This window comes from Methylophaga sp. F7, from assembly GCF_056863975.1.
On sequence record NZ_CM166511.1, the window covers coordinates 174,297 to 200,316 of the forward strand.

The following is a 26,020-nucleotide window of genomic DNA, read 5'->3' on the forward strand; positions in this document are numbered from 1 at the left end:
ATTATTTACCCCCTTGATGAGAGGTAGATAAACGAACTTGCTGTTCAACGTAGCCTTCAAGATCGCTTTGACGATATCTCACAGCTCTACTTCCAATTTTAATAAACGGTATTTTTGCTCCTGCCCATCTATCCCTTTCTAAGAATGCTCTACTAACACCTAAATAGTCTGCTGCTTGCTGTGAATTTAAAAGTTGTTCATTTGTCATCTGGTTATCTCCGTGTGAATTAAACTGACGGAAACATCCTCAAACGAAAAACAGCCAGATCCAACAATTATTTTTTGAATCTCTTATAAGGGAATTATTTTTATTTTTGGTTATTTTTTAACCAATACAAAATAGTTTTTGCGCATGATTACGCGATTTGTCACTATGAATATCTAAGCAATTAAAGACTAATTACTCATGGCGAAACTCAGCGTAACTTGTGCCGTAATACTTCTGGATGGAAAAGTCTTTGCTGCATGCAGGGGAAAGGGTAAAAATCTTGCTGGTTATTGGGAATTCCCAGGGGGAAAGATAGAATCAGGGGAAACATTACTCGAATGTATCAAGCGCGAAATGCTGGAAGAGCTAAATATGCTTATTAACCCTATTAAAGTGCTTCCTCATATAGTCCATGATTATGAAAACTTCTCGATAGACCTTCACCCAGTAATCTGCGAAGTGGAACATGAAAAGTTTGAACTACGAGAGCATACAGATGCAGGTTGGTTTACTTGTCAGCAAATTGAGCAATTGAAATGGGCACCGGCTGATTTACCTATCGTAATGCAATTAATTAAGGGAGAAATAGAGCATGGCATTTTGGTGGGTTAATCAGAACCAGACGTATGAGCATGAAATAAGTGGGGGCTACATGTGGTCGCCCAAAAGAAATTCAAACGGTGCATATAACCAGTTTTACGAAAATATGACACTTGTTCAGCCTGGGGATATTGTTTTTTCATTCAGAAATCAAAAAATATCAGATATCGGCGTTATTCAGGGACCTGGGATAACATCTGGCAAGCCAAAAGAATTTGGTGCGCAAGGCATTAATTGGAGCAATTACGGTTGGCTAGTCGCGGTAAAGTGGTTTTCACTTAAGACGCCAATTACTCCCAAACAGCATATTGAAGAGATTAGGCCAACGCTCCCAGAAAAATATGCACCTTTAAACGCGAGTTCTGGAAGTGGTCTGCAAAGTGTTTATCTAGCTTTTGTTCCAGATGCAATGGCGACTGTATTGATGAGCAAGATGAGTCAAAATGATCGAGAGCTGATTAATAAGGCCGAAAGCTTTATCTCAGGCGATCAAGAATTACAAGATGCTCAAGAGGATGATATTCAGGCATTGATTGCACAAAATACGGCCATAGATAAAACCGTGTCAACGACAATCCAATTTTGACCCACTTTCCGACAAAGTAAAATTGACCCACCCTTGGCGACTATTCGTTAATTTGTTTATACGTTACTGGGGCTATCCCAGCAGTTTTCTTTCCTTTCAATCGATAACTGTTTCCTGAGATCTGCACAATATGTGCGTGGTGTAAAAGCCGGTCGAGTAATGCTGCTGTGAGTGCCTGATCATTGGCAAAAGCTGTTGCCCATTGTGAAAATGGTAAATTACTGGTCACTATCACGCTGCCTTGTTCATAGCGCTTAGCAATCACATTGAAGAACAAGGTGGCCTCTTCATGCCCGAAGGGCAAATAACCAATTTCGTCAATGACCAACAGTTTGGGCCCCAGCACACTGCGTTTCAGATAACCTTCCAGTCGATCCTGCTTCTTCGCAGTAGCCAGTTGCAACATCAGGTCGGCTGCTGTGATAAAGCGTACTTTGATACCTTTTTGAATCGCTTTGCAAGCATAAGCAATGGCCAGATGGCTTTTGCCGACACCACTCGGACCGAGCAGAACAATGTTTTCGGCCCGTTCGATAAACGCCAGGCTATTGAGTTCCTGCAATTGCTTTTTGGGTGCACCGGTGGCAAAGTTGAAGTCGTAGTCCTCAAACGATTTAATTGCTGGCAATCCGGCAAATTTCTGCAAGGTCTCACGTGTCCGCTGCGTTCTGGCATCCACTTCAAGGTTAAGCAGCTGCTCCAAAAAGTCGGCTAGTGTAGCGCCTTTACCCGCTGCGGTATCGGCCACCGCTGACCATTCCACTGCCATCGTATTGAGTTTGAGTTCTTCACAGGCCCGCTCAATCCGTGCCATCTGCAAGTTCATCGGCTCATCTCCAGCAACTGGTCGTAGGTGCTTAGCGGATGCTGCAGACTCTCAATCGGGAGAGCGTGACGAGATGGGAAAGCAACGTGTTTTTCTTTAATCACGCATGCCGGTAAGTCAGCCAATGCCAACTGCTCTTTAATCAACAGCGTTTGCGGCTGCTGTCCGGTGGTGCCATGGCAGCGCTGATGTGCTACCTCTCGTAACCAGGGACCGACTTGACCATTAGCCGTATCAACATCCAGCACCAGTCCCGCTTGTTTCAGAGTAGCTGCCAGCGGTGTGATAAAGCTGTTTTTCAGATAACCGTTAAAGCGCTCGACCTTTCCCTTGGTTTTCGCCCGGTAGGGCCGACAGGCACGAAGGCGAAAACTATAGTCTGCTGCTAACTGCAGCAACTTGTCGTTCCAGCGGTGGCGACCATCACCATATGCATCGCGTTCAATCATGATGCACTTGGCATTATCAAACAGGATCTCTTTGGGCACACCGCCGAAGTACTGCAAGGCGGCTTCTATTCCCGTGAGCCAGTCCTCTTGACGCTCATGACTGCTGAACCGTACAAAACTCGCCCGACTGTAACCGAGTGTGGCAACAAAGGCTTTGAGTTTGCTGCGTCCCCGTCGGATAGTGGTAAAGTCGACCTGCATCTGTTGACCCGGCAGGGTTTCAAACCGAACCACATCTTCTTGTAACGTTGGTTTGAACTGCCGGATGTAGTTTTTGACGATACCTTCCTGACCAGTAAAGCCTTGCTCTTTGATTTCCCTGAACAATACCGTGGCGGGGATCCAATAAGGTTTTGCTGCCGCAATACGTTCAAGTAAATAAGGTTTAAACGGGTCCAGTTTTGATGGTCTTTCTTCGCGTGGACCATAACTGGGTGAACGGGCTTGGTCACGCAGATAATTACGGACTGTGTTCCTGGCGATCCCGAGTTGCCTACTGATGGCGCGGATACTGTGACCCTGCCGGTGTAATACATGTATTTCCACTAATGACTCCTGATTTAACATCGCATTTCAACCGCCATCCTGTCGTTACAAATGACGGCCATTTTGCCTCAGGTGGGTCAATTTTTGATTGTCGTTAGTGGGGCAGTTTTACATTGTCGATGACAACCGAAATTGAAGCCATTATAAAAGCACGGAGAGGGCAAGGCCGTTATCGTAGAAATTTAGAGCAAATTGAAAGTGCTTGCCGCGTAACAGGGGTATCCGATAGGCGGCTCTTGCGAGCTAGTCATATTAAAGCTTGGCGATTATGTGAAAACAATGATGAACGCTTAGATGGGAATAATGGGTTATTACTTACGCCTAGTATCGATCTGTTATTCGATCAAGGCTATATATCGTTTAGTGATGATGGTGCCATGCTCATTTCAACAAAAATAGCTCATGAGCAGTTGGCTGCGCTACATTTACCGCTTGATGAAAATTATAATGTGGGTGCATTTAATGATAGGCAAAGCGAGTATCTCGCCTATCACCGTCAAAACACGTTCAAAGGTTAAAGTCTTTAATGGATGATGATTAAGTATAGGCTGCAAATCATTCTTCTAACGCATCACTTTCGCTTCTCATACAATTTTCCAATATGTAATTGGTGATTTTTTGCATGGGCTCTCTTAGCCTTTCAACATTGCTAATGATATAGCCCGCGGTGACGTCTCTCAGATCCTTGTGATTAACTAATCGTTTCAAAGCATAAGCAGGAATATCGATACTTTCAGCAATAGTAAGAAAGGTTCTTCTAAGGTCGTGAAGTGTAAAGTCTACGCCTGATAGATCTGATACCCGAAGTAAAGACTTACGCGGATCTTGTATGTAACCAGTTTTTGAGTCACTTGGGAATACATAATATCCTTGTCTTGATTCAAACCTTCTACTAAGTAATTCCTCTAAAAAATCTGATAAAGGTAGGGTGTGAGCTTCTCCATTCTTTGTTTCTTCGATGGTGAACGTCAGATCTTCAAAATCAATCTGGTGCCATTGTAGTTTTGCTGCTTCTGAGCGTCTTAAGCCAGTAAACAACAGGAAATGCAGATAATCTCTTGTAGTTTCATAGTTTAGTTGAAGCGTGGCTTGATACCAGGCTGAAAGCTGATGAGGTTTAATAAGCGTTTTACGTCTCTCAACTTTGTACCAAGCTCGAATTTGGCTCAGGCGTTCAACCGGATTGACTAAAATGATCGGGTTACCATTAGCATCTTCAAATTTGTTTTTGGCATGGTTGATAAAGGCTTTTAAAACTCTCATCGACCCGTCAGCTCTAGCAGGGCTTTTTTTGCCTAACTCCCTATGACGTTTTTCCACCATATCTTTGGTGATTTCAGCAATGGGTTTTTTCTGCCAGTCAGCAAATGATGTATTTATGTGTCGGGTGTAATCGTGAATAGTGCTATCACTGAGATCTTTTCGAGTGGCTAAGTAATCTCGAAAGACTTCTATTAAGGTAATTGAGCGAGCATTCTTTTCCCGTTTTTCTGAGAGGGGATCTCTGCCTGTGGCGACTTGCCCTAAAATGTTCATAGCTTGGGTACGTGCTTGTTCAACGGTTAAATTACCATAGCGACCCAGCGTCATGCGTTTAACACGCCCATTAATGCGTTTTTCAACGATGAAGGATTTGGCCCCATTACTGGTAATTCTCAGAGCAAAGCCAGGAATAGAATCGTCTCGATAGAAGCTCTGTGTAGACACTTGGCCAGGTTTTGGCGTGGGTGGAAGCGTCTTGTCTACAAATGATTTTGTGATCCTCATGAGTGTCTACATGAGATATTTGTTTTTAAAAACAATATGATATGGCTTGTGTATGAAGGTTTTTGCACGTGTTTGAATCCTAGTCTTTGTAAAAAATCCCTTTGGGCCCCATGTAGACACTATGTAGACAGTAGCGCTCAAATAATAGCGATTTTATGCAAAAAATGTCAAACTCGATTACATGTGAAAATGAGTTAAGTGAATGATATTAAAAGACTATCAAAGAATTTCAAATTTAGGCCCATAATTCTCATAATCCCTTGGTCCCAGGTTCGAGTCCTGGTGGGCCCACCATATAAATCAAAGCTTTAGTGCTAATTTTAGCGCTGAGGCTTTTTTGTTTTTATTTCATGTAGACAAACTCCGTGTTTTACGTTCGTGAAGAAATTAATGCTTCAATTAGCAGCCTCAGCTATCCGGAGCAAAGGTTTCATCAATCTCGTTGAATTTAGAGAAGCACGTCCATCCATAAGGCTTTAATTTTCTATTTCTTGAGTCGCTACGGATTGGCTGGACAGCTTTTATTTCGAAGCAGATACTTGGAACTGTGTGATTTAAGAACAAAAGTGCTCACTATAAGTTAATGCTTTTTAATCAAAACAAGAGGGATGAGCATGGAGTACAAGGACTATTACAAAATTATGGGCCTGTCTAAAGATGCGTCCCAAGAAGAAATCAAACGTACCTATCGTAAGTTAGCGCGTAAATATCATCCTGATGTCAGTAAAGAAAAAGATGCTGAGGAGAAATTCAAAGAAGTTGGTGAAGCTTACGAGGTCTTAAAAGATCCTGAGAAGCGTGCAGCTTATGATCAATTAAGTGCTGCTGGCTGGCAAGCTGGGCAAACTGGCTTTGAGCCTCCGCCTGACTGGAATGCAGGCTTTGAGTTTCATGGTGGTGGTTCAGGTGGAAATACTTTTGGAGATGCTGATTTCAGTGACTTCTTTGAAAATCTATTTGGACAAGCTGGGGCCAGGCATCAATACAACGCGAGTGGTCATGGACGTTCCGCATATCAAGCTAGGGGACGAGATACTCACGCCAAAGTGTTTATCGACATTGAAGACGCCTACCGAGGCGCTTCCCGGAGTCTCACCATAAAATCGACGGTACTCGATAAAAATGGTCACCCTGAATTAAAAAATCGTACGCTCAATGTCAAAATACCCAAAGGGGTTAAGCAAGGACAGTACATCAGGTTGCAAGGACAAGGCAGTGTTGGCACTGGTGGCGGTTCATCGGGCGATTTATATCTGGAAATAGAATTCAATCCACACTCTCACTATCAAGTAGATGGTTCAGATGTCACGCTAGAATTACCAATTACACCTTGGGAAGCAGCGCTTGGCAGTAAAATAAATCTACCGACACCTGGGGGCAATGTTGAACTCAAGATCCCAGAAGGATCGTCCAGCGGTAAACGGATGCGTCTTAAGGGGAGAGGCATTCCAAGCAAATCTCCTGGTGATTTTTATGTCATTTTAGAAATTGCCATGCCTGAACAATTGAGTGACAAAGAAAAGTCTTTATATCAGGAGCTCCAAAAAGCATCGTCCAATTTCAATCCTCGTTATAAGTTAGGGGGTATAAGATGAATAATGATGTTATTGAATCATATACTGGGATCATTGTAGATGACGGCGAACCGGTGTCATTGATTAAGCTGAGTCACTGTTGTGATTTGTCGGTAGAGGAAATTTTAACAATGGTAGAGTATGGCGTTATCGAGCCATTGAATTTTCAAACAAGTCACATCCGTTGGGAGTTTAATAGTAGTAGTATCGTGCGGGTAAATATTGCCACTCGACTGCAGCGTGACCTTGAGGTGAATTTGGCGGGTGCCGCACTGGCACTTGAACTATTGGATGAGATAAAAACGCTGCGTTCTACTTAAAGTTTAGTCTTAATAGTAATGTGGCATTTCAATTTTTTGGTGCGTTCTTGATGCAGGAAAACTGTAAAACCTGAAATAAAACCACCTACTTTTTAACTTTTTTGAATAGTGATGCTCTGCGGGAATTTTGCGGGGATAAGTTATCAAAAGTTATGCGTTGTGGTGCAAAATGCGCAACGAGTGCATCAGTAAAGTTTAATAAAAACATTAGCTTAATGTTGTATTTCAAAACTGATAATCCCATGGTCCCAGGTTCGAGTCCTGGGGGGGCACCAATTACACTAAGCGGTTAGTCGATTTTCGGTTAACCGCTTTTTTGTCTGCGGGTTTTTTGCATGGGATTAACCGGAAGTTCTCTATGACACTTCGGATAATCTAGCCCTAAAATTATTTGGCTATAATATTACTGTGAAGCAGCCTTTTGACGATATCTGGCATATAAGTGCGGCGGATGGTTATGGCATAAAAGTTTTCGAAAACATTAGGCAAAATTTGATATTCAGCTAGTCGACCACTGCTAATTTCGTCTTTGACAACGACACTAGGTAGGGCTGTAACGGCACCACTATCCCGAACCAATAATCGTAACATTGCCATATCATCGGCTTCTGCAATGATTTCGGGTTTATAACCTAAAGCGGAACAATAAGCATTGAATCCAGAACGGATTTCTGTGATCTCCGTTGGTAAAACCCATTTCAAGGCATCGTAACCATGCGGAAAGCTAGTCTTCGGTTTGTGTTCGGCCGGCCCAATGATTGAAACTGACTGTCGTGAAACCAGTTGATTTTGCCAGATGGCATCATCATTTTGCTCGTTTACCGAACGATTGGTGAGTACCAAGTCAAGTTCGTGACTGGTCAATCCATTAAGCAAGTTTGTCATCCCTCTCGTCGATAAGGTGAAGCTGACATTGGATTCCTTCAGTAAGGGGCTGATAAAAGTTTCGGTAAAGTTTCTCGAGAGAGTCGTTAATACGCCAATGTTGATATGACGCTGTGCGAATGAATCTCCTTTATTCAGGAATGATTGCAGCTCTTCGCCTGTGGTAAAAATTTCATCTGCATAGTTCAGTACTTTTCTACCCATATCAGTTAGCACGAGTTGTCTGCCAACTCGGTCAAATAACTGGACATCCATAGTGTTCTCAAGCTGTTTAATTTGTTGCGATAGCGCCGACTGTGAGACATGACATTCATTGGCAGTTTGCGTGATACTGCCTGATAGCGCGACACGCCAAAAATAAAAGAGATGGTGATAGTTAATTTTAGCCATAGTTAAGTTAAACTTATCAATTAATTAATAAATATCTATTTTATTTATGTTATCGCGTTTGACATACTTCCGCCAGCTAAGGAGGTATGTTTATGAGTCAATTCTTTTCCATTCTTATTCCGTTGGTTTTAGCGGCAGGGGCCTTGATTGCAGGTAACCCTAGGCTGACTGAAATCAAGCGGCAAATATTATTGCGAGCAATTTCAATTGCTTTAGGTATATCCACAATTCTGGTGGCTATTGCTTTCTTTAGAATTACTGAACAAAACTCAGAATATCTTTTAAGGCTTAATGCCATCAATCTTACCGTGTTGTTTCTGGTCAGCTTCATGGCCATCATTCTTATTAAATTTTCTGAAGGTTATATGCGTTCAGAAAAGCAATCTCATAAGTTCTGGCGCTGGTTATTACTGAGCCTGACATCGGTGTCTGTTGTTGTGCTGAGTAATAATCTGTTGTTGTTATGGTTGGGTTGGGTCTCAATCAGTCTATGTTTCCATCGCTTGTTATTGTTTTATCCTGACAGACCACGTGCTGTTTTTGCTGCACATAAAAAATTCATTCTCGCGCGGCTGGCTGAGGTATGTCTTCTGGGGGCTGTACTCCTTCTGTATTCTCATCATGGTACCTTCCAGCTGAATGTCCTACTTGACCATTACCAGGGGTTGGCGGCGACATATGAGTTGAGTTTTGTTGAAAAGCTGGCCGCTTTTCTGATTGCACAAACCGCCTTAATCAAGTGTGCTCAGCTGCCTCTGCATGGCTGGCTGATACAGGTTGTTGAAGCACCGACGCCTATCAGTGCGCTTTTACATGCCGGTATTATTAATCTGGGTGGTTTTCTGCTTATCAGTTTTGCGCCACTGATGGCACTGGCACCGGTCGCCCAGTGGACGCTACTTATTGTTGCTGGCCTGAGCACGTTGATAAGTGCACTGGTGATGGTGACCAGAATCAGCATCAAAGTCCGGCTTGCCTGGTCTACCTGTGCCCAGATGGGACTGATGCTGATTGAATGCGCGCTGGGTCTTTATGAACTGGCATTACTGCACTTGCTTACACACTCACTGTACAAGGCCTATGCTTTCCTGAGCACCGGCGAAGCAGTCCATGACTTTGGCCTCAAGCAGTTGGCACCGCAGAAAAAGGTCAGTTTTGAAAGCGCTGTTATCTGTCTATCTCTGGCCGTCGCGGTTACGGCCGCTATTCCATTGTTAACAAGCTATGACGGGCCACTCAGTGTCTGGCTTCTGGTCAATACAGCGCTAGCTCTGTATCTGGTTTCGGCGTTTAACCAAAGCAATAAACGTGCTTGGTTACCGGCGCTGGTCATCGCTGCTGGTTTGTTGGGTTTCTATTTGGCTGGGAAGTCTTTGCTCGGGAATATGTTTTCATCATTAACTCACACCAACATGTTCTCAGCCATGGATATCTGGCTGATGATCTTGTTCTTATGCCTGTTTTCCCTGACCGTGCAGATAAGGCTTTTTCCTCAGGCCAAACAGACACAAACCCTTTATCGCTGGTTATTTTCCGGCATATATCTGGATGAAATGATGACGCGGCTGACCCTTCAGCTCTGGCCGGTCGTACTGCGTCCCAAAATCAAGCAAAGCAAGACGGAACAAAAATCTATCGAGGAGTCATGGGTATGATTGAAGCAAAAGCAGAGTCGGTCAATGAAGCGAGTAGTGAACAACTTTCAGCCATCCACAATGCCTGCGCCCTGATTGCGCCCAGCTGGCCTTTAGATCGTTTCATCGCTGTTAATGCCTTATGGGAATGTCGTCATCATCCCATTGAGTTGGTTTCCGCCAGGCTCGCGGCTCTGGCTGACGTCAAAACGACCTTGTCTGCAGATGAATTACTAACCCGTTATGACAAGGGCGAGATTTCCGACTCATCGCTGACGACAGCGGCAAAAGCCTATAAAACAACAACCGATATCGAATCACTGAAAGCGGGTTTGAAACAGCCCGGGCCTGATGTCTGGCTGAGTATTGCTGAAATTGCAGATTTGAGTCGAGATCACCACAAGATGCGCTGGCAGGATGAAACGGTGCATCAAATTAGTCAGTTTTGTGGCGAATTTATTAATCAACATCCAGATAACCTGGAAAGCCTTTATTCCCGCTGGCTTGATTTCACCACGCATGATTACGGAATGTCCTTGCTGATGGGCGAAAAACATCTTCGGCAAGCGTTTTTAGACCTGCCTGGTGATTTTGAAAGCCTGTTTGCAGAAGTTGCGGCTGAATTTGAACTCGGCCCCTACGAACTGGAGCTTTACGCACATATGCTGTTGCTAAGTATCAACGGCTGGGCCAGTTACTTCTCATGGCAGCGTTGGGAAAAGACATTACTGGGACAGGAAAGCCAGTATGTGGAGTCTCTACTTGCCATCAGAATGGCCTGGGATCTTATCGTATGGCGTCAGTTAAAAAACAAAGAGACGAAAACAGACTTTCGTACACTGAAGGCACGATGGGTACAACAGAAGTTCCAAATCAACGAACTCATTGATGAGCATGTAGAGCATCTTCGTTTTTTTGGGTTTGGACGCATGCAGCGGAACTGGAATACCAGAAAAAGCTGCACAAGATTTTGAAAACTCCAGCACGGCCCGGTCAGGCTACCCCAGTGTTGCAGGCAGCATTCTGCATTGACGTTCGTTCCGAACGTTTCAGAAGATCACTTGAAAATCAGAGTCAGGCAATTCAGACCATCGGCTTTGCCGGATTCTATGGGCTGCCAATCAGTTATCAGCCTGCAGACACACCGACAGTGCGTCCTCAGTTACCCGGTCTGGTTGCACCGGCCATCAAGGTCAGTGAGAAAAAGCGCGTCAGGATCAGCTTCACAACCTATACACGCTGAGCCACTGGAAGAGTTGGGGCAACTCCTCCGTATCGGCGTTCACCATGGTCGAAACTGTGGGCTGGACATATGCGTTCAAGCTACTTAAGGACAATTTTCTCCGCAAGAAAAAAGAGAACCTGATTGATTCACTAAGTCACCATCATGACTGGGAACTACTGAGCCAGGATCAGCCCCTCAGTCTTGAGGATAAAACCAGTCTGGTCAGTGGCGTACTGAAAGGCATGGGGCTTACCCGGCAGTTTGCTCCGACCGTACTTTTGCTCGGTCATGGCAGTGAGACGCGCAATAATCTCCATGCGTCGGGTCTCGATTGCGGTGCCTGTGGCGGACAGACCGGTGAGGTCAATGTGCGAGTGCTGGCGAGTCTGCTCAATGACGCGTCAATAAGACAGAAGCTGGAAGAAGAGGGCATTCAGATTCCCAAAAAGACCCGTTTTGTTGCCGGTTTGCATAACACCACTACGGATGAAGTGAGTTGCTTCGGGGAAATCGACACTGATATCGAGGCTTGGTTGAAACAGGCTTCCAACGCTACGCGTCGTGAACGCGCAGCGACGATGGAGGCGGGACTGCAGGAGCTTGATGACAAGAAACTGGAGAAAGCGCTGTCAAATCGTGCCAGAGACTGGTCAGAAGTCCGCCCTGAATGGGGACTAGCCAACAACGCCGTGTTTATTGTGGCACCACGTGACAGGACTCGAGCATTGCCACTTGATGGGCGAGCATTCCTGCATGATTACGACTGGCATCAGGATCCGGATGCCGCGTTACTGGAGCAGATCATGACTGCACCGATGGTGGTGACGCACTGGATAAACATGCAATACAACTTGTCCGTGGTTGATAACGACTTCTTCGGTAGCGGTAACAAGCTGCTTCACAATGCAGTGAATCAGCATATCGGGGTTTTTGAGGGGAATGGCGGGGATTTGCGGATTGGCTTGCCTTTCCAGTCAATCCACGACGGGAATGAATGGCGTCATCAACCACTCAGACTCTGCGTTTACATTGCTGCTCCAAAAGCGGCGATAGAAAACGTTATCGCCTCACATGAAACAGTTCGACAGCTAGTGGATAACAACTGGTTATTTCTGTTTTGCTGGAATGATGACAACAGCATTGAACGTTATCGTCCCGATTACTGGGAGCTGGTGTAATGAAAACACTCAACCACCTACAGCAACTGGAAGCCGAAAGCATTCATATCATGCGTGAAGTGGCTGCTGGTTTTGAAAACCCCTGCATGTTTTATTCAATCGGTAAGGATTCAACTGTCATGCTGCACCTCGCCCGTAAAGCATTTGCACCCGGCAAAGTACCATTTACGCTGTTACATATTGATACGACCTGGGAATTCGCTGAAATGGCCAGTTTCCGTGATCGACTGATTGACAAGCATGATCTGGATCTCATCGTGCATATCAATGAGGCTGCTTTGACCGAAGGTGTTCATCCGATTGCCTCTGGTTCTGTGGTCTATAATGATTTGATGAAAACGGTCGCCCTCAAGCAGGCACTGGATAAGCATGGTTTTGATGCAGCACTAGGCGGAGCTCGCCGTGATGAAGAGCGCTCCAGAGCTAAAGAAAGAATCTTCTCAATCAGAAACACTTCACATCGGTGGGATCCGAAATCGCAGCGTCCAGAGCTCTGGAACATTTACAACACCAGGATCAATTCCAAAGAAACGGTACGGGTCTTCCCCTTATCTAACTGGACTGAGCTGGATATCTGGATGTACATCTTCAAAGAAAACATCGATATCGTTCCACTCTATTTCGCCAAACCCAGACTTTCATGGGTGGATGAGGGAACCGGCCAGATTCTGGGACTTGATGATCAACGTGTCTTGCCTTATCTCACGGACTCAGAAAAAGCCAGCATAGAAGAACGCTGGATACGCTTCCGAACGCTCGGTTGTTACCCCCAGACCGGGGCGGTTGAAAGTCGGTCTGAAACAGTGGGCGATATCATTATTGAAATGATGAACTCACGAACCAGTGAGCGGCAGGGCAGAATGCTCGATAAAGATCAGGCCAACTCTATGGAGAGAAAAAAGCAGGAGGGTTATTTTTGAAAACGGTAGCTCTTCTAACCAAACATCGTAAATCTCAACAACTGGCACCGGTTTTGTATGAGATTGGTATCGAACTGGTAGAAATCGACTTTTTTGATACCGATCAGCTTGGCACTTTCTCTGGGGAAATACCCAGAAAATTATCTCCCAGAGAATGTGCCTTAGTAAAAGCCAAAAAAGCAGTAGAACTGAGTGGTATTAACGTTGGACTCGGTAGCGAAGGCAGCTTTGGTGGTGGTCCGCTGGAGGGCTTTATGAGCTGGAATCAGGAAATAATTTGCCTGTTTCAGAAAGAACCAGAACTGATAATTTTTGCCCAAGCTGAGGGGCCGACACCACTCAGGGAGCTAACTGCAGAGTCATTAGAAGATTTGAAACAAAAATTGGCTGACTTTGAGAGACAGAAATGGATACTTACCTGCCCGGATGGCATTTTGAAAGGACTCTCAGACACCGAAGTTATTGCTATACATCAAACACCCTATACAGAATGGCCTGTTTATCTGACACCTGATCTCAGAGCAATGAATTCTCCACTCAGACAGATTATGCTGCAAAAAGCTGCTTTAAACCTCGCAGAGCGGCTACAGAGTAAATGTCCGAATTGTGCAGAAATGGATTTTTGGCCTGACGTTAGAGAATTTGGACCGACTTGTGCGTTATGCGGCCAGCCTACCAATGAAGTCAAGGCGCTGGTGAGTTGTTGCAAATCATGTGGTTACAGTGAGTCAGAGCTTAAAAATTTAAATGGAAATCCAGCCTGCTGTAATTACTGTAATCCATAGCAAGAAGAGTCAAATTTATGGTGTTATTTCACTAATAGACCACAACACTGTTACTTATTACGAGAGGTTTTGGGAAAACCCACCTTAAAACAGGATTCCAGAAGCTTTATTCTCAAGTTCATAATCCCTTGTTAGTCCCAGCTTCGAGTTCTGGTGGGATATTCATATGGCCAGGCTGGCAAGTGTAGGATTGAGTCGCACCAAAACAGATTTGGATAAATTCCTCGGCGTCGAGTGAAGCGCCACCGATAAGGCCGCCGTCAACATCTGCTTGGCAGAAGATTGCCGCAGCATTATGGGCTTTGACGCTACCACCATAAATAATTCGAACAGTTTCACTGCTGGCCTGGTCATGTTTGGCAATTCGCTGACGCATAAAGCTGTGTACACTCTGAGCCCATTCCGGTGTAGCAGATTTGCCGGAGCCGATAGCCCATACAGGTTCATAGGCCAGCACTACATTGGCTAATGCTTTTGGCCCTTTATGAGCAATTAAAATATCCAGTAAGCGAGCAATCACTTCCTCCGTCTTGCCTGATTCATAGTCATCTTCTGTTTCGCCGATGCAGATAATTGGAGTGAGATCATTGTTGATTGCCTGGGCATATTTTTCAGCGACAATTTGATCTAAAACATACTGATCGAGTTCCAGCTTTTCATACAGGCAACGACGTTCTGAGTGGCCAATTAAAACGTAGTGACAGCCAAAGCCTTTAATCATCGAAGCCGAAATCTCACCGGTATAAGGTCCTTCATCATAGGCAGAGACATTTTGGGTGCCCCATTGAAGTCTGGAACCGGACAGCACTTCCTGTGCTTCTCTGAGATACACTGATGGCGGAAACAGAGCGATATCTATTGGTAGGGCGTTTTCACTGCTGGACAGGATGCTGTCAAGCATATGGGCGCTGTGTAAAATATTCTGGAGTAATGTTCGTGGGCTTTCGGTTGGATTGTTCATTTTCCAATTTCCGGCCACCAATGGTTTACGCATAATGTTTACACCTTAGATAAAACGGTTTGGATCACTGGTACTGTTTACGCTTGCTGATGGTAATCAACCACCCGTTCAACTTCATTTTTTGAGCCGAGAATGACCGGTATACGTTGATGAATACTCTCAGGCTGAATATCCAGAATGCGTTGTCGGCCAGTGGAGCAAAGACCTCCGGCCTGCTCAATAATAAAGCCGATTGGATTGGCTTCGTACATCAAACGCAACTTGCCACCTTTGTCTGGCTCACGCTGATCAAGTGGGTAAAGGAAGATGCCGCCTCGGGTCAGAATTCGATACGCTTCAGCGACCATAGAAGCGACCCAGCGCATATTAAAATCCTTGCCGCGAGGGCCTTGTCTGCCTCGCATGCATTCATCAATGTAACGTTGCACAGGCGCTTCCCAGAAACGCTGATTGGACATATTGATGGCAAATTCCTGCGAATCTTCGGGAATGGTCATATTGCGATGGGTCAGCACAAACTCCCCGATATCCGGATCCAAAGTAAAGCCATTAACACCATGCCCTGTGGTGAGAATCATCAAGGTTGAAGGACCATATAAAACAAACCCCGCACAAACCTGATGGTTGCCTGGTTGCAGAAAATCTTCCAGGCTGGCATTACGACCTTCGCGGCCCTTTAATATTGAAAAGATAGTGCCTACGGTCAGGTTGATATCAATATTTGATGAACCATCCAATGGGTCAAACAGAGCGAGATATTTTCCCTTGGGGAAGTGCCCAGGTATGACAATCGGCTCATCGATTTCTTCAGAGACCATGCCACTAAGATGGCCGGTCCACTCCAGAGCATCAACCATAATGTCGTTGGTAATAATATCCAACTGCTTTTGGGTTTCACCTTGCACATTTTCACTTTCGGCACTGCCAAGCTGACCCGTCATTGCACCACGACTGACGGCATGAGTAATACGCTTGCAAGCACTGGCAATATCACTAAGCAGCATGGTGAAATCGCCAGATGCGTTGGGGATGCTGCGTTGTTGCTCAATAATAAATTGGGTCAAGCTGATATGTGGCTTCATGGTTGTTATCCTTAAAAAACGGTTACGCCATTTACTGCCAATGCCAAAAAAGGCAGAGATTTGTTACGGAGATAAATCAGAGATCTTTGGGGGAAAGCTCTCCTGAGGCATAACGTTTCACCATTTTTTCCAGTGAAATCACTTTGATTTTGCTGGCATGTCCTGCACTACCGAAAGCTTCATAACGGGATTGGCAGATCGCCTGCATTGCTGTGGTAGCGGCTTTATAGAATTTACGTGGATCAAAATCGCTGGCATGTTCCGGCTGACCCAGATATTGACGAATTGCACCGGTGGTAGCCATACGTAAATCGGTATCAATATTGACTTTGCGTACGCCAAATTTAATACCGGAGACGATCTCGTCAACCGGCACACCATAGGTTTGAGCAATATCACCACCGTAATTGTTAATGATTTGCAGCCAATCCTGTGGTACCGAGCTGGAGCCATGCATGACAAAGTGGGTATTTGGCAAACGTTGTTGCAACTTTTGCAGATGACTGATGGCTAACACATCAGCAGTCGGTGGCTTACTGAATTTATAGGCGCCATGGCTGGTACCAATGGCCACAGCCAGCGCGTCGACATGGGTCTGTCTGATAAATTCAACCGCTTCATCAGGATCAGTTAATAACTGACTGTGATCCAGCTTGTCATCCGAACCATGTCCGTCTTCTTCACCCATCATGCCGGTTTCCAGTGAGCCCAGACAGCCTAGTTCGCCTTCTACAGAAACTCCACAGGCATGGGCCATTTCGACCACTTTACGGGTGACGTCGACGTTATAGTCAAAAGATGAAGGTGTTTTCATATCGCTCATCAAAGAGCCATCCATCATCACTGAGCTAAAGCCGGATTGGATAGAGCGTGCACAGACCGCAGGCTCGGCTCCATGATCCTGATGCATCACAACAGGTAAATGTGGATATTGTTCTATCGCAGCTAGAATCAAATGGCGGAGAAATGGTTCACCGGCATAAGAACGTGAACCGGCCGATCCCTGCAGAATAACAGGACTGTCTACGGCGTCAGCTGCCTGCATAATAGCCTGGACCTGCTCCATGTTACTGACATTGAAAGCCGGAATCGCGAACTGTTGTTCAGCAGCATAATCCAGCAGTTGTCGCATTGATATTAACGCCATAAGCCTACCTTTTTATCTTTGCAAATCAGAGGTTTTTTGAAGCAGGATTGGCGCTGAAACTGATTTAAGCCAAAATCACGCCCTTGCCTGAATAAAAACCATAGGCAGTTTAGGCATATTTTTTGGATAAAAAGAAGTTAGATATTTTTATGAAGCGTATAAGAAAAAATTATGTTTAGGTGCAAAGACTAGCGATCGGATAATAGCTGAATACTGTCCTGGGCATTCATTGATTGCGCCAGACTCATTGCCGTCATACCTTCGGCAGATTTTAAATCAGCATTAGCGCCATGAGAGAGTAATAACTCCATGATTGCTGTTTGGTTAAACATAGCCGCAAACATCAGTGGTGTTTTTCCATCAGGAGTGGTGGCATTAACGTCCGCACCATGCTCTATCAATATTTGAGCAATATCTACATAACCTTTAAAAGCTACTCCAGCCAGCGGTGTTTGGTGGCGTAAATTCGCGAGTTCAGGATCCGCACCATGTTGCAGTAACAGTCGGGTCATTGCTTCGTGACCATTATAGGTCGCCAGCATTAACAGACTGTTGCCATTGCTGTCGCGAATATTGGGGGCCAGTCCCAGTTCCAGCGGTTTTTCTAATGCTTCAGTATTACCATGTCGTGCCAGTTCAAACAGCTGTTGCGCAAGTTCAAGTGTTTCATCATCTAGCGAAGGTTTTTGATTATCTTCGGGTTTATCCACGTGTTTATCCTTATCGATTTCTATCTGATAAAAATCTGGCAGAGTTGAGCCGACCTGTAGCTAACAACGTAATCGTCCGGATTTAAATTAAACACAGGTTAATGTGGATCAGTGAAGTGTGTCTATACTGATTGCTGGTGCAATTTATCGACGAACCAAAATAAAGGAAATCAATATGGCTTTTACCGCGACCGATCCAATCAAAATTCTGTTCGCTATTTTACTGCCGCCGTTAGGGGTGTTCCTGGAAGTTGGTTTTAAAGGACATTTTTGGTTAAGTATTTTGTTGACATTGCTCGGATTCATTCCAGGCATTATTCATGCGTTATATGTGATTTTGAAACATTAAAATTGCGATAAAAAAGCCCTGCGGAACGTTATGTCAGCAGGGCTTTTTTCTTTTAACTTAACTAAGTAGATTAGTTGAAAAAGCAGGTAAAACTAGTAGTTTTTATTTTCTTCTGCTGATTCTTCGACTGCACCACCGGCAGCCTCTACATCTTCGCCTATGCCTCCAATCGTGTTGCAAGCAGCAAGTCCAAAGATAAAAAACAAAGATAAAAATACAGCTGTAATTTTCATGTTAATTCCTTAGAAAAATGAATGTGTAAAAAGAATTAGGGAAACCCAATCTTTAAGACCAGAGCAAGCAAGCTGACCGAATTGCCTGGTAAATTTTTACAGTCAATTAAGCCGCCTACTCTGTTTGGAGCTACATTTTGTTATTGTATTTTTTCTTCACCCAGATGCTATTTATGCCGATAATGTGGCTAACAGTCAATCCAAAAGAAACGATTATTAATTGGTGTCGTGTTTATTGGTTTGAAGAAATTGAATTCATAAGCTTTTTTTTCTGTTAAATATAGTCATCTCGAAAAAAATGTGACAGAGTTCACATTGTATTGGCGGAATCTTTTTGAATAAACCATGAATCTGACCATTTTGTGATTCATGTGATTTAGAGCAATCTCGTCTTTTATAGTGTTTAAATCAAACGTTAGACTTCGTTATAACGGCTGTAACCAATGGATGGTTCTGAGAGATATGGTGCCTAAAAAAATAGTTTTAGCTTTATTATCATTCACTCTGCTTTTTAGCTCGACAGGGTATGCTCAAAGTGTGGGTGTGGTAAAAACACTGCTGGGTAATGTGCAGTTAATTCGTGCCGGTGAATTTATTAAAGTTGGCTTGGGAGATGAAGTCTTTATTGATGATGCATTGCATACCGATAACAATAGCAGTGTAGGGATTTTGTTTAACGACAATACCCGTATCGGTGCTGGCCCCAACACCCGTTTTTCGATTGACAGTTATCATTTTGATAACCAATCACAACAAGGACAGGCAGACTTATCTATTGTTAATAGAACGCTGGCATTAGTTGGTGGCCAATTGACTGCCAAAAGACTGGATGCAGTAAAAGTCCATACACCAACGACGACGCTGACGGCTTCATGTTCAACATTATCAGTAAAAGTCGATCCACTTACTAAAGAAGCGCCATGATGCTGACACATATATTCCGAATGATATCTTTTTTGTTACTTCCCGTATTCATCACCGGATGTAGCGGTTACAGCAGTGCTGTCAATTCATTTGGTCCGGAAACACCTACTTCCGAAATGCGAGAAGAGATTGAAGCACCTATGGTGCTGACAGAGGGCGAATCACCGTTTTGTGCCAAACCGCCGGTAGAAGCAGATCCTGAAATGGAACCTGCGATGGCCGCTTTACCTGCAGAACCTTATCGCGCCCGTCTGTATTTCATCTTTGATACCAGCACGTTTACTCCAGAATCAGAAACAGAGGCTCAAAAAGTCTTTGATGAAATAAAAGCGAGACAAATTGCTGAAGCGATTGTTATCGGACATACTGATACTATGGGGTCTGAACAATATAATATTGGCTTGTCAGAACGTCGCGCACAGAGGGTTCGCCAGGAACTTATACGACGTGGCATTCCGGAAAATATCATTACAACCAGAGGTATGGGCGAATCGGAGCTGTTAATTGAGACTGCCGATGAAGTTGCTGAAGCAAGAAATCGACGTGTTGAAATAGACGTTCGCTGATGGAGTGTTGGATAGATGAACAGAAAAATTAAAGTACTCGCGCTTAGCACCACTTTGTTGACAGGTGTAACGGCTTTTTCTCCGACAATTCTGGCGCAAACGCTGGTTCAGGCCGTCGAGCAGACCATTCAAAGCAACCCTGAAATTCTGGCCGAAGCATATCGTCGATTGAGTGTGAATAAAACAATTGACCAAGCGCGTGCAGGTTACGCTCCAAAAATTGACCTGAATTTGGGATATGGGCGTGAATATACCAAGAATCCCGCTACACGCCCCGGCAGCGAGACGCTGACGCGAGGCGAGGCCAGCATTACCGCAAAACAAATGTTATATGATGGCTTTTATACCAAAAGTGAGGTCGATCGTACTTCCGCCGCTGCCGACTCTGCCGGGTATGCAGTAACGGATATTTCTGAACGCACCAGCTTGCAGGCAATTGAAGCTTATCTTGATGTTCTGCGTCGACAGGATCTTTTGGAACTGACCCAAACCAATCTGCAATCGCATGAAACGATTTTTTCTCAGATCCAGCAACGGGCTGAGAGCGGGGTAGGCCGTCAGGCCGATGTTGAACAGGCCCAGGCACGTTTATCTTTGGCAAAGTCAAATCTTGAATCACAACTTGGCAATATCGAAGATGCCCGAACCAATTTTCAACGGGTTGTTGGAACAATGCCGGAAGATCTGAGTAACCCCGGTGATGATTGCTGCGACAAAGCCCCTGCCACGCTGGATGATGCGTTAAAAATCGCCTACAACCAGCATCCAACTCTGCGCAGCGCACTGGCGGATCATGAAGCCTCTCTGGCCCAGGAAAATGCGGCTAAATCTGCGTTTCATCCTCGTATCGATTTGGATTTGGGTGCGTCAGCAAATAACAATCTTGATGGTGAGCCAGGCAAAGATAAAGGTCTCTATGCGATGTTCCGCCTGCAATATAACCTGTTGAATGGCGGCGCAGATATGGCCCGGGTAGAACAAATTGAACATTTGAGTGAACAGCAAAAAGAGCTGATTAATAGGGCAAAACGGGAAATTGGGCTGGATGTTCGCCTGGCATGGAATGCATTAGTAAATGCTAACAATCGTTTACCGGGATTACAGCAACGGGTTGAAGCTGCCGAAAAAACCCGTGAAGCGTATGCGTCCCAGTTTCGCGTGGGGCAACGTACCTTAGTTGATTTATTAGATACTGAGAATGAATTGCTTAGCGCCGGAATTGAATATACCGAAGTCTATTATGACCGGATATACGCCTGTTACTGGCTGATGCAATCAATGGGTAAACTGCTGGAAACCATGGCTATCGAACAACGTGAAGAAGCGATTACAGTAGCCAATCAGGAAGCTGATACAGAATAATTAAAAGCGGATATCCGACTAAATCAGGATATCCGCTTCAGTCTAGGGCTTGTTGATCTTTCATCTCCGCCTCTGTTGTGAGCTGAAAAAGCGTCAATCAAGGCACAAGGAGCGCCTTTTAGTTGTTCTAAATAAGTGACGAGCAACGCAGAGTGGCGCTTTTTCAGTCACAACCCGAAGGGCTGGGACTATTTTTGTGGCCGCCTACGTTGTCAATCACTTATGTAGGAAGGCTACACGGCGTGCTTTCCGCCTTGTCGGACACAAAAATAGCCGCCAGCAGTGGTGGATATGAAAGATAAATAAGCCCTAGGGCTTATTTATCTAATAGCCTCCACCTGCACCAGATTATCGGTGAAGGTTGGTGCATGCCCCATATCAACAAACTCTGCTGAACTGACACAGTTCACTGTGCCATTATTGCGTTGACGCCAATATCCCAGCGTAGCTACAACAATACCCGGGCTGACATCTTCGGTGATTTGTGCCTTGGCATCAAAACCACCCCGGTCATTAAATACCCGAACAGTATCTCCCTGCTGGATCTGTCTGAGATCGGCATCAGCAGCACTGATCATGACAAACTGATCGCCTTGTGCTTTAAGCTTGTTGTCTATGTTGGCGTAACAGGAATTCAAAAAGCCATGACTTTTCGGTGAAATGATATTCAAGGGGAAACGTTTAGCCAGTTCCGGATTGGTCTGTGGTGTTTCTCTTGAAGCCACATAATCCGGCAGGCTATCCAGCGGTTCACCAGGCTGAAAACCGTCATACATTTGTCTGAATGGGCCGGCAACAAAGTTGGTGGCATCATCAATACGGAAATGACATTTGCCGGTAGCCGTTGGAAAATTACCGGCCTTGTGCGGTGCCCGGTTATCTCGGGTGCCAACATTAAGGCGGGCATAACCATGTTCACGCAGATAGGCTAAATCAATTCCTTCACAGGCTGGAGAATCCCAGTCCACATAATTTTCCAGACACTCACTGTCATTCCATTTGAAGTTTTCTTCTTCATAACCCATTTTGGCTGCAAGCCGGCGGAAAATTTCATTATTAGGAATAGCTTCACCGGGAGACTCAACACATTTTTCGTTGTAGGTAAGATAGAGATGGCCCCATGACAACACCATATCTTCCATCTCGGCACCCATCGATGCAGGTAAAACGATATCGGCAAATGACGCCGTATCTGAGAGAAAATGTTCGGCTGACACCAAGAATAAATCTTCCCGCATCAGTCCTGCCACGATCTTGTCTGTTTCAGCCGCCTGGGTAACAGGATTGGCATTCCAGCACATCATCGATTTGATCGGAATATCCAGATTCATTTCATTGGTTAAGGCCCGGCCAATCTGAATGGCATTAATCACCCGCGTACCTTCTGGGATTAAATCCGGTCGGCAGATCACATCAAATTTATAGGGATGTTCCCACACCGGGAACTGCAAAGCGCCACCGCCAACATGTCGCCATGCACCCACCAATGCCGGTAAACTGCTGATAGCACGAATTGCCTGACCACCACCATAATTACGTTCCAGGGCAACACCCAGACGGATGGCTGCAGGTTGCGTGGTGGCAAATTCGCGAGCTAACTGACGAATATCGTGAGCGCTTACTCCGGTAATTTCTTCGGCCCATTCTGGTGTTCTTTGTTTGGCCCGTTCGGCTAATTCTTCATAACCGACGGTGTAGTTATCAACATAGTCCTGATCTACCAAGCCTTCTTCGATGATGGTGTGCATCATTGCCATAGCCAGAGCACCATCGGTGCCTGGTCTTGGGGAAATATGCCAATCAGCTTCTTTAGCGGTTTTGGATTTGTACGGATCGATAACAATCACTTTAGCACCACGTTTCTGGGCATCTTTCACAATATGCCAGTGATGCAGATTGGTGCTGACGGAGTTACAGCCCCAGATGATGATGTACTTGGAATGAATAAAACTTTCGGGGTCCACACCGGCCGTCGGACCGACGGTTAACAACCATGCAGTGCATGAGCCTTCACCACAAAAAGTCCGCTCACAAACTGTGGCACCCATTTTGTTGAAGAAAGCATCACCACCGTTTAACCCATGTACCAGGCCCTGATTGCCGAGATAGCTATAAGGGATAATGGCTTGTGGGCCATATTCTTCAATAATCGCTTTCCAGCGGTCGGTGATTTCGGTCAGTGCGTCATCCCAGCTGATTTGTTCAAACTGACCACTGCCTTTAGGGCCAACTCGACGCATCGGATGTAAAACGCGATCGGGATGATAATGACGTTTTTCGTAATCTTTGAGTTTGACGCACAATCCACCACGCGTCATTGGATGCTCGGGATTACCACGAACTGAGATTAACTGACCGTTTTCGACTTCATATACCATTGAACAGGTATCAGGGCAGTCATGCGGACAGCCGCCGTGATGGGTGGTTTTCATTACACTGGCCATGGCTATTTGCCTCCCGAGCTCATTATCAATAAGATTTTTTGACTATACACCAGACTGCCACGGGAATTTTGCCCGCTGTTAACCGCTAGTTCTGAGCTTACACCCTATTGTTTATATTGGAAAATTTATACATGATCCAGCATTTATATAGCCTACTGATTTGAGATTTATGGCGGTATATTTTGAGTATTGGGAGTAATCGCCCTATCTTTGTAAATTTAGGCGTAAATCAGCAAGCTAAACATGTCAGTATTCTTAATTCGAAACCAACCCGGTTAACCAAGGTTAAAGACAATAATATTCTTCCGCACTAGGGTGGAGTCACTATAGGGCTTCACATTAGCGAGTGTGTTTTCTTCTCCCGATACGTATAGATTTGACTTCCCAATGCTTGGGTGTAGGCTCGCTGTTCTGTTTGATAATTAGTAAGGAGGAACATCATGGCAACAGTTACTTTGAAAGGAAATCCATTTGAGACCGTGGGTAATCTGCCAAAAGTGGGCGATAAAGCGCCTGGTTTTTCAGTAGTAAAAGACGATCTGTCTGATCTGAATTTAACGGATATCAGTGGTCGCATCGTACTGAATATTTTTCCATCCATTGATACTGACACCTGTGCAATGTCAGTTCGTCAATTTAATCAAAAAGCTACGGCGCTTGATAACACCACGGTAGTCTGTATCTCAAAAGACCTGCCTTTCGCTTTGGCCCGCTTCTGTGGTGCTGAAGGCCTGCATAAGGTTGAGGTTGGTTCAGCATTCCGTTCAAGTTTTGGTGAAGACTATGGCGTTACGGTTAAAACCGGACCGTTAAAAGGTCTGTTATCCCGTGCTGTAGTTGTCATTGATGAAAACGGTAAAGTTATTTACACCGAACAGGTAGCTGAAACTACTGATGAACCGAATTATGACGCTGCTTTAAAAGTCCTGAATTGATTAACCTGTAGCGCCGGATAAAAAATCCCGATGCTGATCATCGGGATTTTTTTATGTTTGCTTGCTGTGCCTGCTGAACATTTTTAGTTATTGTTCTGTCCCACAGATAGTGATTATTAGAGAACTGGCGATATGGATAATCTGGATCAACTTTTTGCCTCGGTGGCGGTGATCGCGGAGTTTCATCCGAAGCTGAAGGCTATCCGTTTCTGGCAGGACAGCAATACTTTAGAGTTTCATTCATCTGTTATTTTTTATAACCGGACGCTGGAACCCCGTGAAGAATTGGAGGCAGATATCGCCAATATAGCGACTCAACTGGCATTGGCGGCGTTACCGGATTATCATGCATTTTGTGTTGATCTGGAGCATTTGTTTGATGGCGCGCAGCCTTCTGGACCAATAGCACAACTGACCGACGTGGACTGGCGTACCTTTCGTAAAATTTCTTCGTATGCCCAGTACTGGAAACAACGCAGTCCGAGAGAAGTCAACAAACTGATTACCTTTGTTATGGCCGTTCCAGTATTCAGTCGTCTGGCAGGACAATTAATCGTGCAAAGTCATAATGCTACTGAAAACCAGATTTTTGAGCAGATAGCTCAGCAACAAGGTTCTTTTATCATGGGTGGCAAGCGTTTCCGAGAGCTATTTCGTCAGGAAATAGATACCGCTTATAACGAAGCCAAACTTTTGGTCTCAACCTTTCGTGGCACCAAAACCGATGAAGCTCCTCGTATTGTGAACGGCATGTTGGAGTCGATGGTGACTAAATCTTAGCGATTCCAACAGCTTTTATATGCAACTTTACGATAATTTCGTATCGTTAATCTAACCATAATATGCAGCTGATAACGTTGTCAGCAGACCCAAGGACTTGAGACTTAACAAGCTCTAAGGCCCGTTACGTTTTCATTAATTACAGGAAAAGCCCTCATGAAATTATCAGTCAATGGCGAGAGCCATGAAGTTAATTTGCCTGAAGATATGCCCATTCTTTGGACTTTACGCGATGTGCTGGGCATGACCGGCACTAAATTTGGTTGTGGCAAAGCACTGTGCGGTGCGTGTACTGTAATGCTCGATGGCCAGCCAATTCGTTCCTGTTCAACCCCGATAAGTGCAGCACAAGGCAAACAAATCACTACCGTGGAAGCCGTCAGTAAAGATAAAGTTGGCCAGGCAATTCAGCAGGCCTGGGTAGAGCTTGGTGTGCCGCAATGTGGTTATTGTCAGTCTGGTCAAGTGGTCTCTGCTACCGCTTTATTACGCGATAATCCGGACCCAAGTGATGCTGATATTGATAATGCGATGAGTGGCAATATCTGTCGATGTGGCACATATAACCGAATACGAGATGCGATTAAATTGGCAGCCACCAACAACGGAGGTGCCCAATGAATACCTCACTGAA

General features: G+C 44.9%; 27 protein-coding genes and 1 pseudogene. 17 read left to right on the forward strand and 11 right to left on the reverse strand.

The window, feature by feature from the left end; genetic code table 11:
- Position 1 precedes the first annotated feature (1 nt).
- Positions 2 to 208: a helix-turn-helix transcriptional regulator gene (locus AC08OG_RS00900; RefSeq protein ID WP_482929876.1), complete on the reverse strand. Its 207-nt coding sequence runs from the start codon at positions 206 to 208 to the stop codon at positions 2 to 4.
- 198 nt (positions 209 to 406) lie between these two features.
- Between AC08OG_RS00900 and AC08OG_RS00905 the strand changes: the two genes are divergently transcribed.
- Together AC08OG_RS00905 and AC08OG_RS00910 are read left to right on the forward strand one after the other, a co-directional pair.
- Entirely contained in the window at positions 407 to 820 is a 414-nt protein-coding gene (locus tag AC08OG_RS00905; RefSeq protein ID WP_482929877.1) for a (deoxy)nucleoside triphosphate pyrophosphohydrolase, read from the forward strand.
- Positions 801 to 1,394, forward strand: a complete 594-nt coding sequence (locus AC08OG_RS00910; RefSeq protein ID WP_482929878.1) for a hypothetical protein — start codon at positions 801 to 803, stop codon at positions 1,392 to 1,394. The genes AC08OG_RS00905 and AC08OG_RS00910 overlap by 20 nt, the downstream gene beginning before the upstream one ends.
- Before the next feature lie 40 nt (positions 1,395 to 1,434).
- Here AC08OG_RS00910 and istB read toward each other — a convergent pair whose 3' ends face one another.
- Both istB and istA read right to left on the reverse strand, forming a co-directional pair.
- Complete coding sequence (istB, locus tag AC08OG_RS00915) at positions 1,435 to 2,220, reverse strand: IS21-like element helper ATPase IstB (protein ID WP_482929749.1); 786 nt, start codon at positions 2,218 to 2,220, stop codon at positions 1,435 to 1,437.
- Positions 2,217 to 3,236 (reverse strand): IS21 family transposase, encoded by a 1,020-nt coding sequence (gene istA, locus AC08OG_RS00920; protein ID WP_482929750.1) that lies wholly within the window; start codon positions 3,234 to 3,236, stop codon positions 2,217 to 2,219. Before istA ends, istB begins: the two co-directional genes overlap by 4 nt.
- Before the next feature lie 98 nt (positions 3,237 to 3,334).
- Between istA and AC08OG_RS00925 the strand changes: the two genes are divergently transcribed.
- Positions 3,335 to 3,733, forward strand: coding sequence for an HNH endonuclease (locus AC08OG_RS00925; RefSeq protein WP_482929879.1), 399 nt, complete (start codon positions 3,335 to 3,337; stop codon positions 3,731 to 3,733).
- A gap of 37 nt (positions 3,734 to 3,770) precedes the next feature.
- On the opposite strand, the gene AC08OG_RS00930 is transcribed toward AC08OG_RS00925, so the two are convergent.
- The gene (locus AC08OG_RS00930; protein ID WP_482929880.1) at positions 3,771 to 4,982 is read right to left on the reverse strand and encodes a tyrosine-type recombinase/integrase; all 1,212 of its coding nucleotides are present in this window, start codon (positions 4,980 to 4,982) and stop codon (positions 3,771 to 3,773) included.
- 614 nt (positions 4,983 to 5,596) lie between these two features.
- On the opposite strand from AC08OG_RS00930, the gene AC08OG_RS00935 reads away from it, so the two are divergent.
- Together AC08OG_RS00935 and AC08OG_RS00940 are read left to right on the forward strand one after the other, a co-directional pair.
- Positions 5,597 to 6,577, forward strand: a complete 981-nt coding sequence (locus AC08OG_RS00935; RefSeq protein WP_292402428.1) for a DnaJ C-terminal domain-containing protein — start codon at positions 5,597 to 5,599, stop codon at positions 6,575 to 6,577.
- Positions 6,574 to 6,876, forward strand: coding sequence for a chaperone modulator CbpM (locus tag AC08OG_RS00940; RefSeq protein WP_292354242.1), 303 nt, complete (start codon positions 6,574 to 6,576; stop codon positions 6,874 to 6,876). The genes AC08OG_RS00935 and AC08OG_RS00940 overlap by 4 nt, the downstream gene beginning before the upstream one ends.
- Positions 6,877 to 7,263: 387 nt before the next feature.
- Here AC08OG_RS00940 and AC08OG_RS00945 read toward each other — a convergent pair whose 3' ends face one another.
- On the reverse strand, positions 7,264 to 8,151 hold the full coding sequence (locus tag AC08OG_RS00945) for a LysR family transcriptional regulator (protein WP_292402422.1): 888 nt from the start codon (positions 8,149 to 8,151) through the stop codon (positions 7,264 to 7,266).
- Positions 8,152 to 8,243: 92 nt separating this feature from the next.
- Here AC08OG_RS00945 and AC08OG_RS00950 point away from each other — a divergent pair, with 92 nt between their 5' ends.
- From AC08OG_RS00950 to AC08OG_RS00970, 5 genes and pseudogenes are all read left to right on the forward strand, one after another.
- Positions 8,244 to 9,806, forward strand: coding sequence for an NADH-quinone oxidoreductase subunit L (locus AC08OG_RS00950; protein WP_482929881.1), 1,563 nt, complete (start codon positions 8,244 to 8,246; stop codon positions 9,804 to 9,806).
- The gene (locus AC08OG_RS00955) at positions 9,803 to 10,759 is read left to right on the forward strand and encodes a putative inorganic carbon transporter subunit DabA (protein WP_482929882.1); all 957 of its coding nucleotides are present in this window, start codon (positions 9,803 to 9,805) and stop codon (positions 10,757 to 10,759) included. Before AC08OG_RS00950 ends, AC08OG_RS00955 begins: the two co-directional genes overlap by 4 nt.
- Positions 10,744 to 12,188 (forward strand): annotated as a pseudogene (locus AC08OG_RS00960) (putative inorganic carbon transporter subunit DabA). Before AC08OG_RS00955 ends, AC08OG_RS00960 begins: the two are co-directional and overlap by 16 nt.
- Positions 12,188 to 13,108 carry a sulfate adenylyltransferase subunit CysD gene (cysD, locus tag AC08OG_RS00965; protein WP_292402415.1) on the forward strand — a complete coding sequence of 307 codons (921 nt, stop codon included), beginning with the start codon at positions 12,188 to 12,190 and terminating at the stop codon, positions 13,106 to 13,108. Before AC08OG_RS00960 ends, cysD begins: the two are co-directional and overlap by 1 nt.
- A complete protein-coding gene (locus AC08OG_RS00970) occupies positions 13,105 to 13,893 on the forward strand; it encodes a DUF6671 family protein (RefSeq protein ID WP_292354251.1) in 789 nt (262 codons plus the stop codon). The genes cysD and AC08OG_RS00970 overlap by 4 nt, the downstream gene beginning before the upstream one ends.
- A gap of 118 nt (positions 13,894 to 14,011) precedes the next feature.
- Here AC08OG_RS00970 and tpiA read toward each other — a convergent pair whose 3' ends face one another.
- The 4 genes from tpiA to AC08OG_RS00990 all read right to left on the reverse strand — a co-directional run bounded on the left by tpiA (position 14,012) and on the right by AC08OG_RS00990 (position 17,793).
- Complete coding sequence (gene tpiA / locus AC08OG_RS00975; RefSeq protein WP_292354253.1) at positions 14,012 to 14,887, reverse strand: triose-phosphate isomerase; 876 nt, start codon at positions 14,885 to 14,887, stop codon at positions 14,012 to 14,014.
- A 44-nt stretch (positions 14,888 to 14,931) separates the two neighbouring features.
- Positions 14,932 to 15,936 carry a class 1 fructose-bisphosphatase gene (locus AC08OG_RS00980; protein ID WP_292354255.1) on the reverse strand — a complete coding sequence of 335 codons (1,005 nt, stop codon included), beginning with the start codon at positions 15,934 to 15,936 and terminating at the stop codon, positions 14,932 to 14,934.
- A 76-nt stretch (positions 15,937 to 16,012) separates the two neighbouring features.
- Positions 16,013 to 17,083 (reverse strand): class II fructose-bisphosphate aldolase, encoded by a 1,071-nt coding sequence (fba, locus tag AC08OG_RS00985; protein ID WP_292354257.1) that lies wholly within the window; start codon positions 17,081 to 17,083, stop codon positions 16,013 to 16,015.
- A gap of 188 nt (positions 17,084 to 17,271) precedes the next feature.
- Entirely contained in the window at positions 17,272 to 17,793 is a 522-nt protein-coding gene (locus tag AC08OG_RS00990; protein WP_292354259.1) for an ankyrin repeat domain-containing protein, read from the reverse strand.
- A 175-nt stretch (positions 17,794 to 17,968) separates the two neighbouring features.
- Between AC08OG_RS00990 and AC08OG_RS00995 the strand changes: the two genes are divergently transcribed.
- Positions 17,969 to 18,142: a YqaE/Pmp3 family membrane protein gene (locus tag AC08OG_RS00995; RefSeq protein WP_014705602.1), complete on the forward strand. Its 174-nt coding sequence runs from the start codon at positions 17,969 to 17,971 to the stop codon at positions 18,140 to 18,142.
- A 92-nt stretch (positions 18,143 to 18,234) separates the two neighbouring features.
- On the opposite strand, the gene AC08OG_RS01000 is transcribed toward AC08OG_RS00995, so the two are convergent.
- Positions 18,235 to 18,375 (reverse strand): entericidin A/B family lipoprotein, encoded by a 141-nt coding sequence (locus AC08OG_RS01000; RefSeq protein ID WP_292354261.1) that lies wholly within the window; start codon positions 18,373 to 18,375, stop codon positions 18,235 to 18,237.
- A 543-nt stretch (positions 18,376 to 18,918) separates the two neighbouring features.
- Here AC08OG_RS01000 and AC08OG_RS01005 point away from each other — a divergent pair.
- From AC08OG_RS01005 to AC08OG_RS01015, 3 genes are read left to right on the forward strand one after another with little or no spacing between them, the layout of a single operon-like run.
- Positions 18,919 to 19,299, forward strand: a complete 381-nt coding sequence (locus AC08OG_RS01005; RefSeq protein WP_482929883.1) for a FecR family protein — start codon at positions 18,919 to 18,921, stop codon at positions 19,297 to 19,299.
- Positions 19,296 to 19,865, forward strand: coding sequence for an OmpA family protein (locus AC08OG_RS01010; protein WP_482929884.1), 570 nt, complete (start codon positions 19,296 to 19,298; stop codon positions 19,863 to 19,865). The genes AC08OG_RS01005 and AC08OG_RS01010 overlap by 4 nt, the downstream gene beginning before the upstream one ends.
- A gap of 15 nt (positions 19,866 to 19,880) precedes the next feature.
- Complete coding sequence (locus AC08OG_RS01015) at positions 19,881 to 21,227, forward strand: TolC family outer membrane protein (protein WP_482929885.1); 1,347 nt, start codon at positions 19,881 to 19,883, stop codon at positions 21,225 to 21,227.
- 320 nt (positions 21,228 to 21,547) lie between these two features.
- On the opposite strand, the gene AC08OG_RS01020 is transcribed toward AC08OG_RS01015, so the two are convergent.
- Positions 21,548 to 23,671 carry a molybdopterin-containing oxidoreductase family protein gene (locus AC08OG_RS01020; RefSeq protein WP_292354269.1) on the reverse strand — a complete coding sequence of 708 codons (2,124 nt, stop codon included), beginning with the start codon at positions 23,669 to 23,671 and terminating at the stop codon, positions 21,548 to 21,550.
- Positions 23,672 to 24,111: 440 nt separating this feature from the next.
- Here AC08OG_RS01020 and tpx point away from each other — a divergent pair, with 440 nt between their 5' ends.
- The 3 genes from tpx to AC08OG_RS01035 all read left to right on the forward strand — a co-directional run bounded on the left by tpx (position 24,112) and on the right by AC08OG_RS01035 (position 26,007).
- Positions 24,112 to 24,606, forward strand: coding sequence for a thiol peroxidase (tpx, locus tag AC08OG_RS01025; protein ID WP_482929886.1), 495 nt, complete (start codon positions 24,112 to 24,114; stop codon positions 24,604 to 24,606).
- A 132-nt stretch (positions 24,607 to 24,738) separates the two neighbouring features.
- Entirely contained in the window at positions 24,739 to 25,386 is a 648-nt protein-coding gene (locus AC08OG_RS01030; protein WP_482929887.1) for a hypothetical protein, read from the forward strand.
- Between the two features lie 156 nt (positions 25,387 to 25,542).
- Positions 25,543 to 26,007, forward strand: a complete 465-nt coding sequence (locus AC08OG_RS01035; protein ID WP_292354275.1) for a (2Fe-2S)-binding protein — start codon at positions 25,543 to 25,545, stop codon at positions 26,005 to 26,007.
- Positions 26,008 to 26,020 lie beyond the last annotated feature (13 nt).

What these genes read in the sequence shown, in the direction of transcription:
- AC08OG_RS01020 (WP_292354269.1), bottom strand. Translation starts at nt 23,671, where the DNA reads ATGGCCAGTGTAATGAAAACCACCCATCACGGCGGCTGTCCGCATGAC.
- AC08OG_RS00925 (WP_482929879.1), top strand. Translation starts at nt 3,335, where the DNA reads ATGACAACCGAAATTGAAGCCATTATAAAAGCACGGAGAGGGCAAGGC.
- AC08OG_RS00905 (WP_482929877.1), top strand. Translation starts at nt 407, where the DNA reads ATGGCGAAACTCAGCGTAACTTGTGCCGTAATACTTCTGGATGGAAAA.
- AC08OG_RS00940 (WP_292354242.1), top strand. Translation starts at nt 6,574, where the DNA reads ATGAATAATGATGTTATTGAATCATATACTGGGATCATTGTAGATGAC.
- AC08OG_RS00930 (WP_482929880.1), bottom strand. Translation starts at nt 4,982, where the DNA reads ATGAGGATCACAAAATCATTTGTAGACAAGACGCTTCCACCCACGCCA.
- cysD (WP_292402415.1), top strand. Translation starts at nt 12,188, where the DNA reads ATGAAAACACTCAACCACCTACAGCAACTGGAAGCCGAAAGCATTCAT.
- AC08OG_RS00910 (WP_482929878.1), top strand. Translation starts at nt 801, where the DNA reads ATGGCATTTTGGTGGGTTAATCAGAACCAGACGTATGAGCATGAAATA.
- AC08OG_RS00900 (WP_482929876.1), bottom strand. Translation starts at nt 208, where the DNA reads ATGACAAATGAACAACTTTTAAATTCACAGCAAGCAGCAGACTATTTA.
- AC08OG_RS01030 (WP_482929887.1), top strand. Translation starts at nt 24,739, where the DNA reads ATGGATAATCTGGATCAACTTTTTGCCTCGGTGGCGGTGATCGCGGAG.
- tpiA (WP_292354253.1), bottom strand. Translation starts at nt 14,887, where the DNA reads ATGCGTAAACCATTGGTGGCCGGAAATTGGAAAATGAACAATCCAACC.
- AC08OG_RS01000 (WP_292354261.1), bottom strand. Translation starts at nt 18,375, where the DNA reads ATGAAAATTACAGCTGTATTTTTATCTTTGTTTTTTATCTTTGGACTT.
- tpx (WP_482929886.1), top strand. Translation starts at nt 24,112, where the DNA reads ATGGCAACAGTTACTTTGAAAGGAAATCCATTTGAGACCGTGGGTAAT.
- fba (WP_292354257.1), bottom strand. Translation starts at nt 17,083, where the DNA reads ATGGCGTTAATATCAATGCGACAACTGCTGGATTATGCTGCTGAACAA.
- AC08OG_RS00995 (WP_014705602.1), top strand. Translation starts at nt 17,969, where the DNA reads ATGGCTTTTACCGCGACCGATCCAATCAAAATTCTGTTCGCTATTTTA.
- istB (WP_482929749.1), bottom strand. Translation starts at nt 2,220, where the DNA reads ATGAACTTGCAGATGGCACGGATTGAGCGGGCCTGTGAAGAACTCAAA.
- AC08OG_RS00945 (WP_292402422.1), bottom strand. Translation starts at nt 8,151, where the DNA reads ATGGCTAAAATTAACTATCACCATCTCTTTTATTTTTGGCGTGTCGCG.
- AC08OG_RS00935 (WP_292402428.1), top strand. Translation starts at nt 5,597, where the DNA reads ATGGAGTACAAGGACTATTACAAAATTATGGGCCTGTCTAAAGATGCG.
- AC08OG_RS01035 (WP_292354275.1), top strand. Translation starts at nt 25,543, where the DNA reads ATGAAATTATCAGTCAATGGCGAGAGCCATGAAGTTAATTTGCCTGAA.
- AC08OG_RS00955 (WP_482929882.1), top strand. Translation starts at nt 9,803, where the DNA reads ATGATTGAAGCAAAAGCAGAGTCGGTCAATGAAGCGAGTAGTGAACAA.
- AC08OG_RS00950 (WP_482929881.1), top strand. Translation starts at nt 8,244, where the DNA reads ATGAGTCAATTCTTTTCCATTCTTATTCCGTTGGTTTTAGCGGCAGGG.
- AC08OG_RS01015 (WP_482929885.1), top strand. Translation starts at nt 19,881, where the DNA reads ATGAACAGAAAAATTAAAGTACTCGCGCTTAGCACCACTTTGTTGACA.
- istA (WP_482929750.1), bottom strand. Translation starts at nt 3,236, where the DNA reads ATGTTAAATCAGGAGTCATTAGTGGAAATACATGTATTACACCGGCAG.
- AC08OG_RS00980 (WP_292354255.1), bottom strand. Translation starts at nt 15,936, where the DNA reads ATGAAGCCACATATCAGCTTGACCCAATTTATTATTGAGCAACAACGC.
- AC08OG_RS01010 (WP_482929884.1), top strand. Translation starts at nt 19,296, where the DNA reads ATGATGCTGACACATATATTCCGAATGATATCTTTTTTGTTACTTCCC.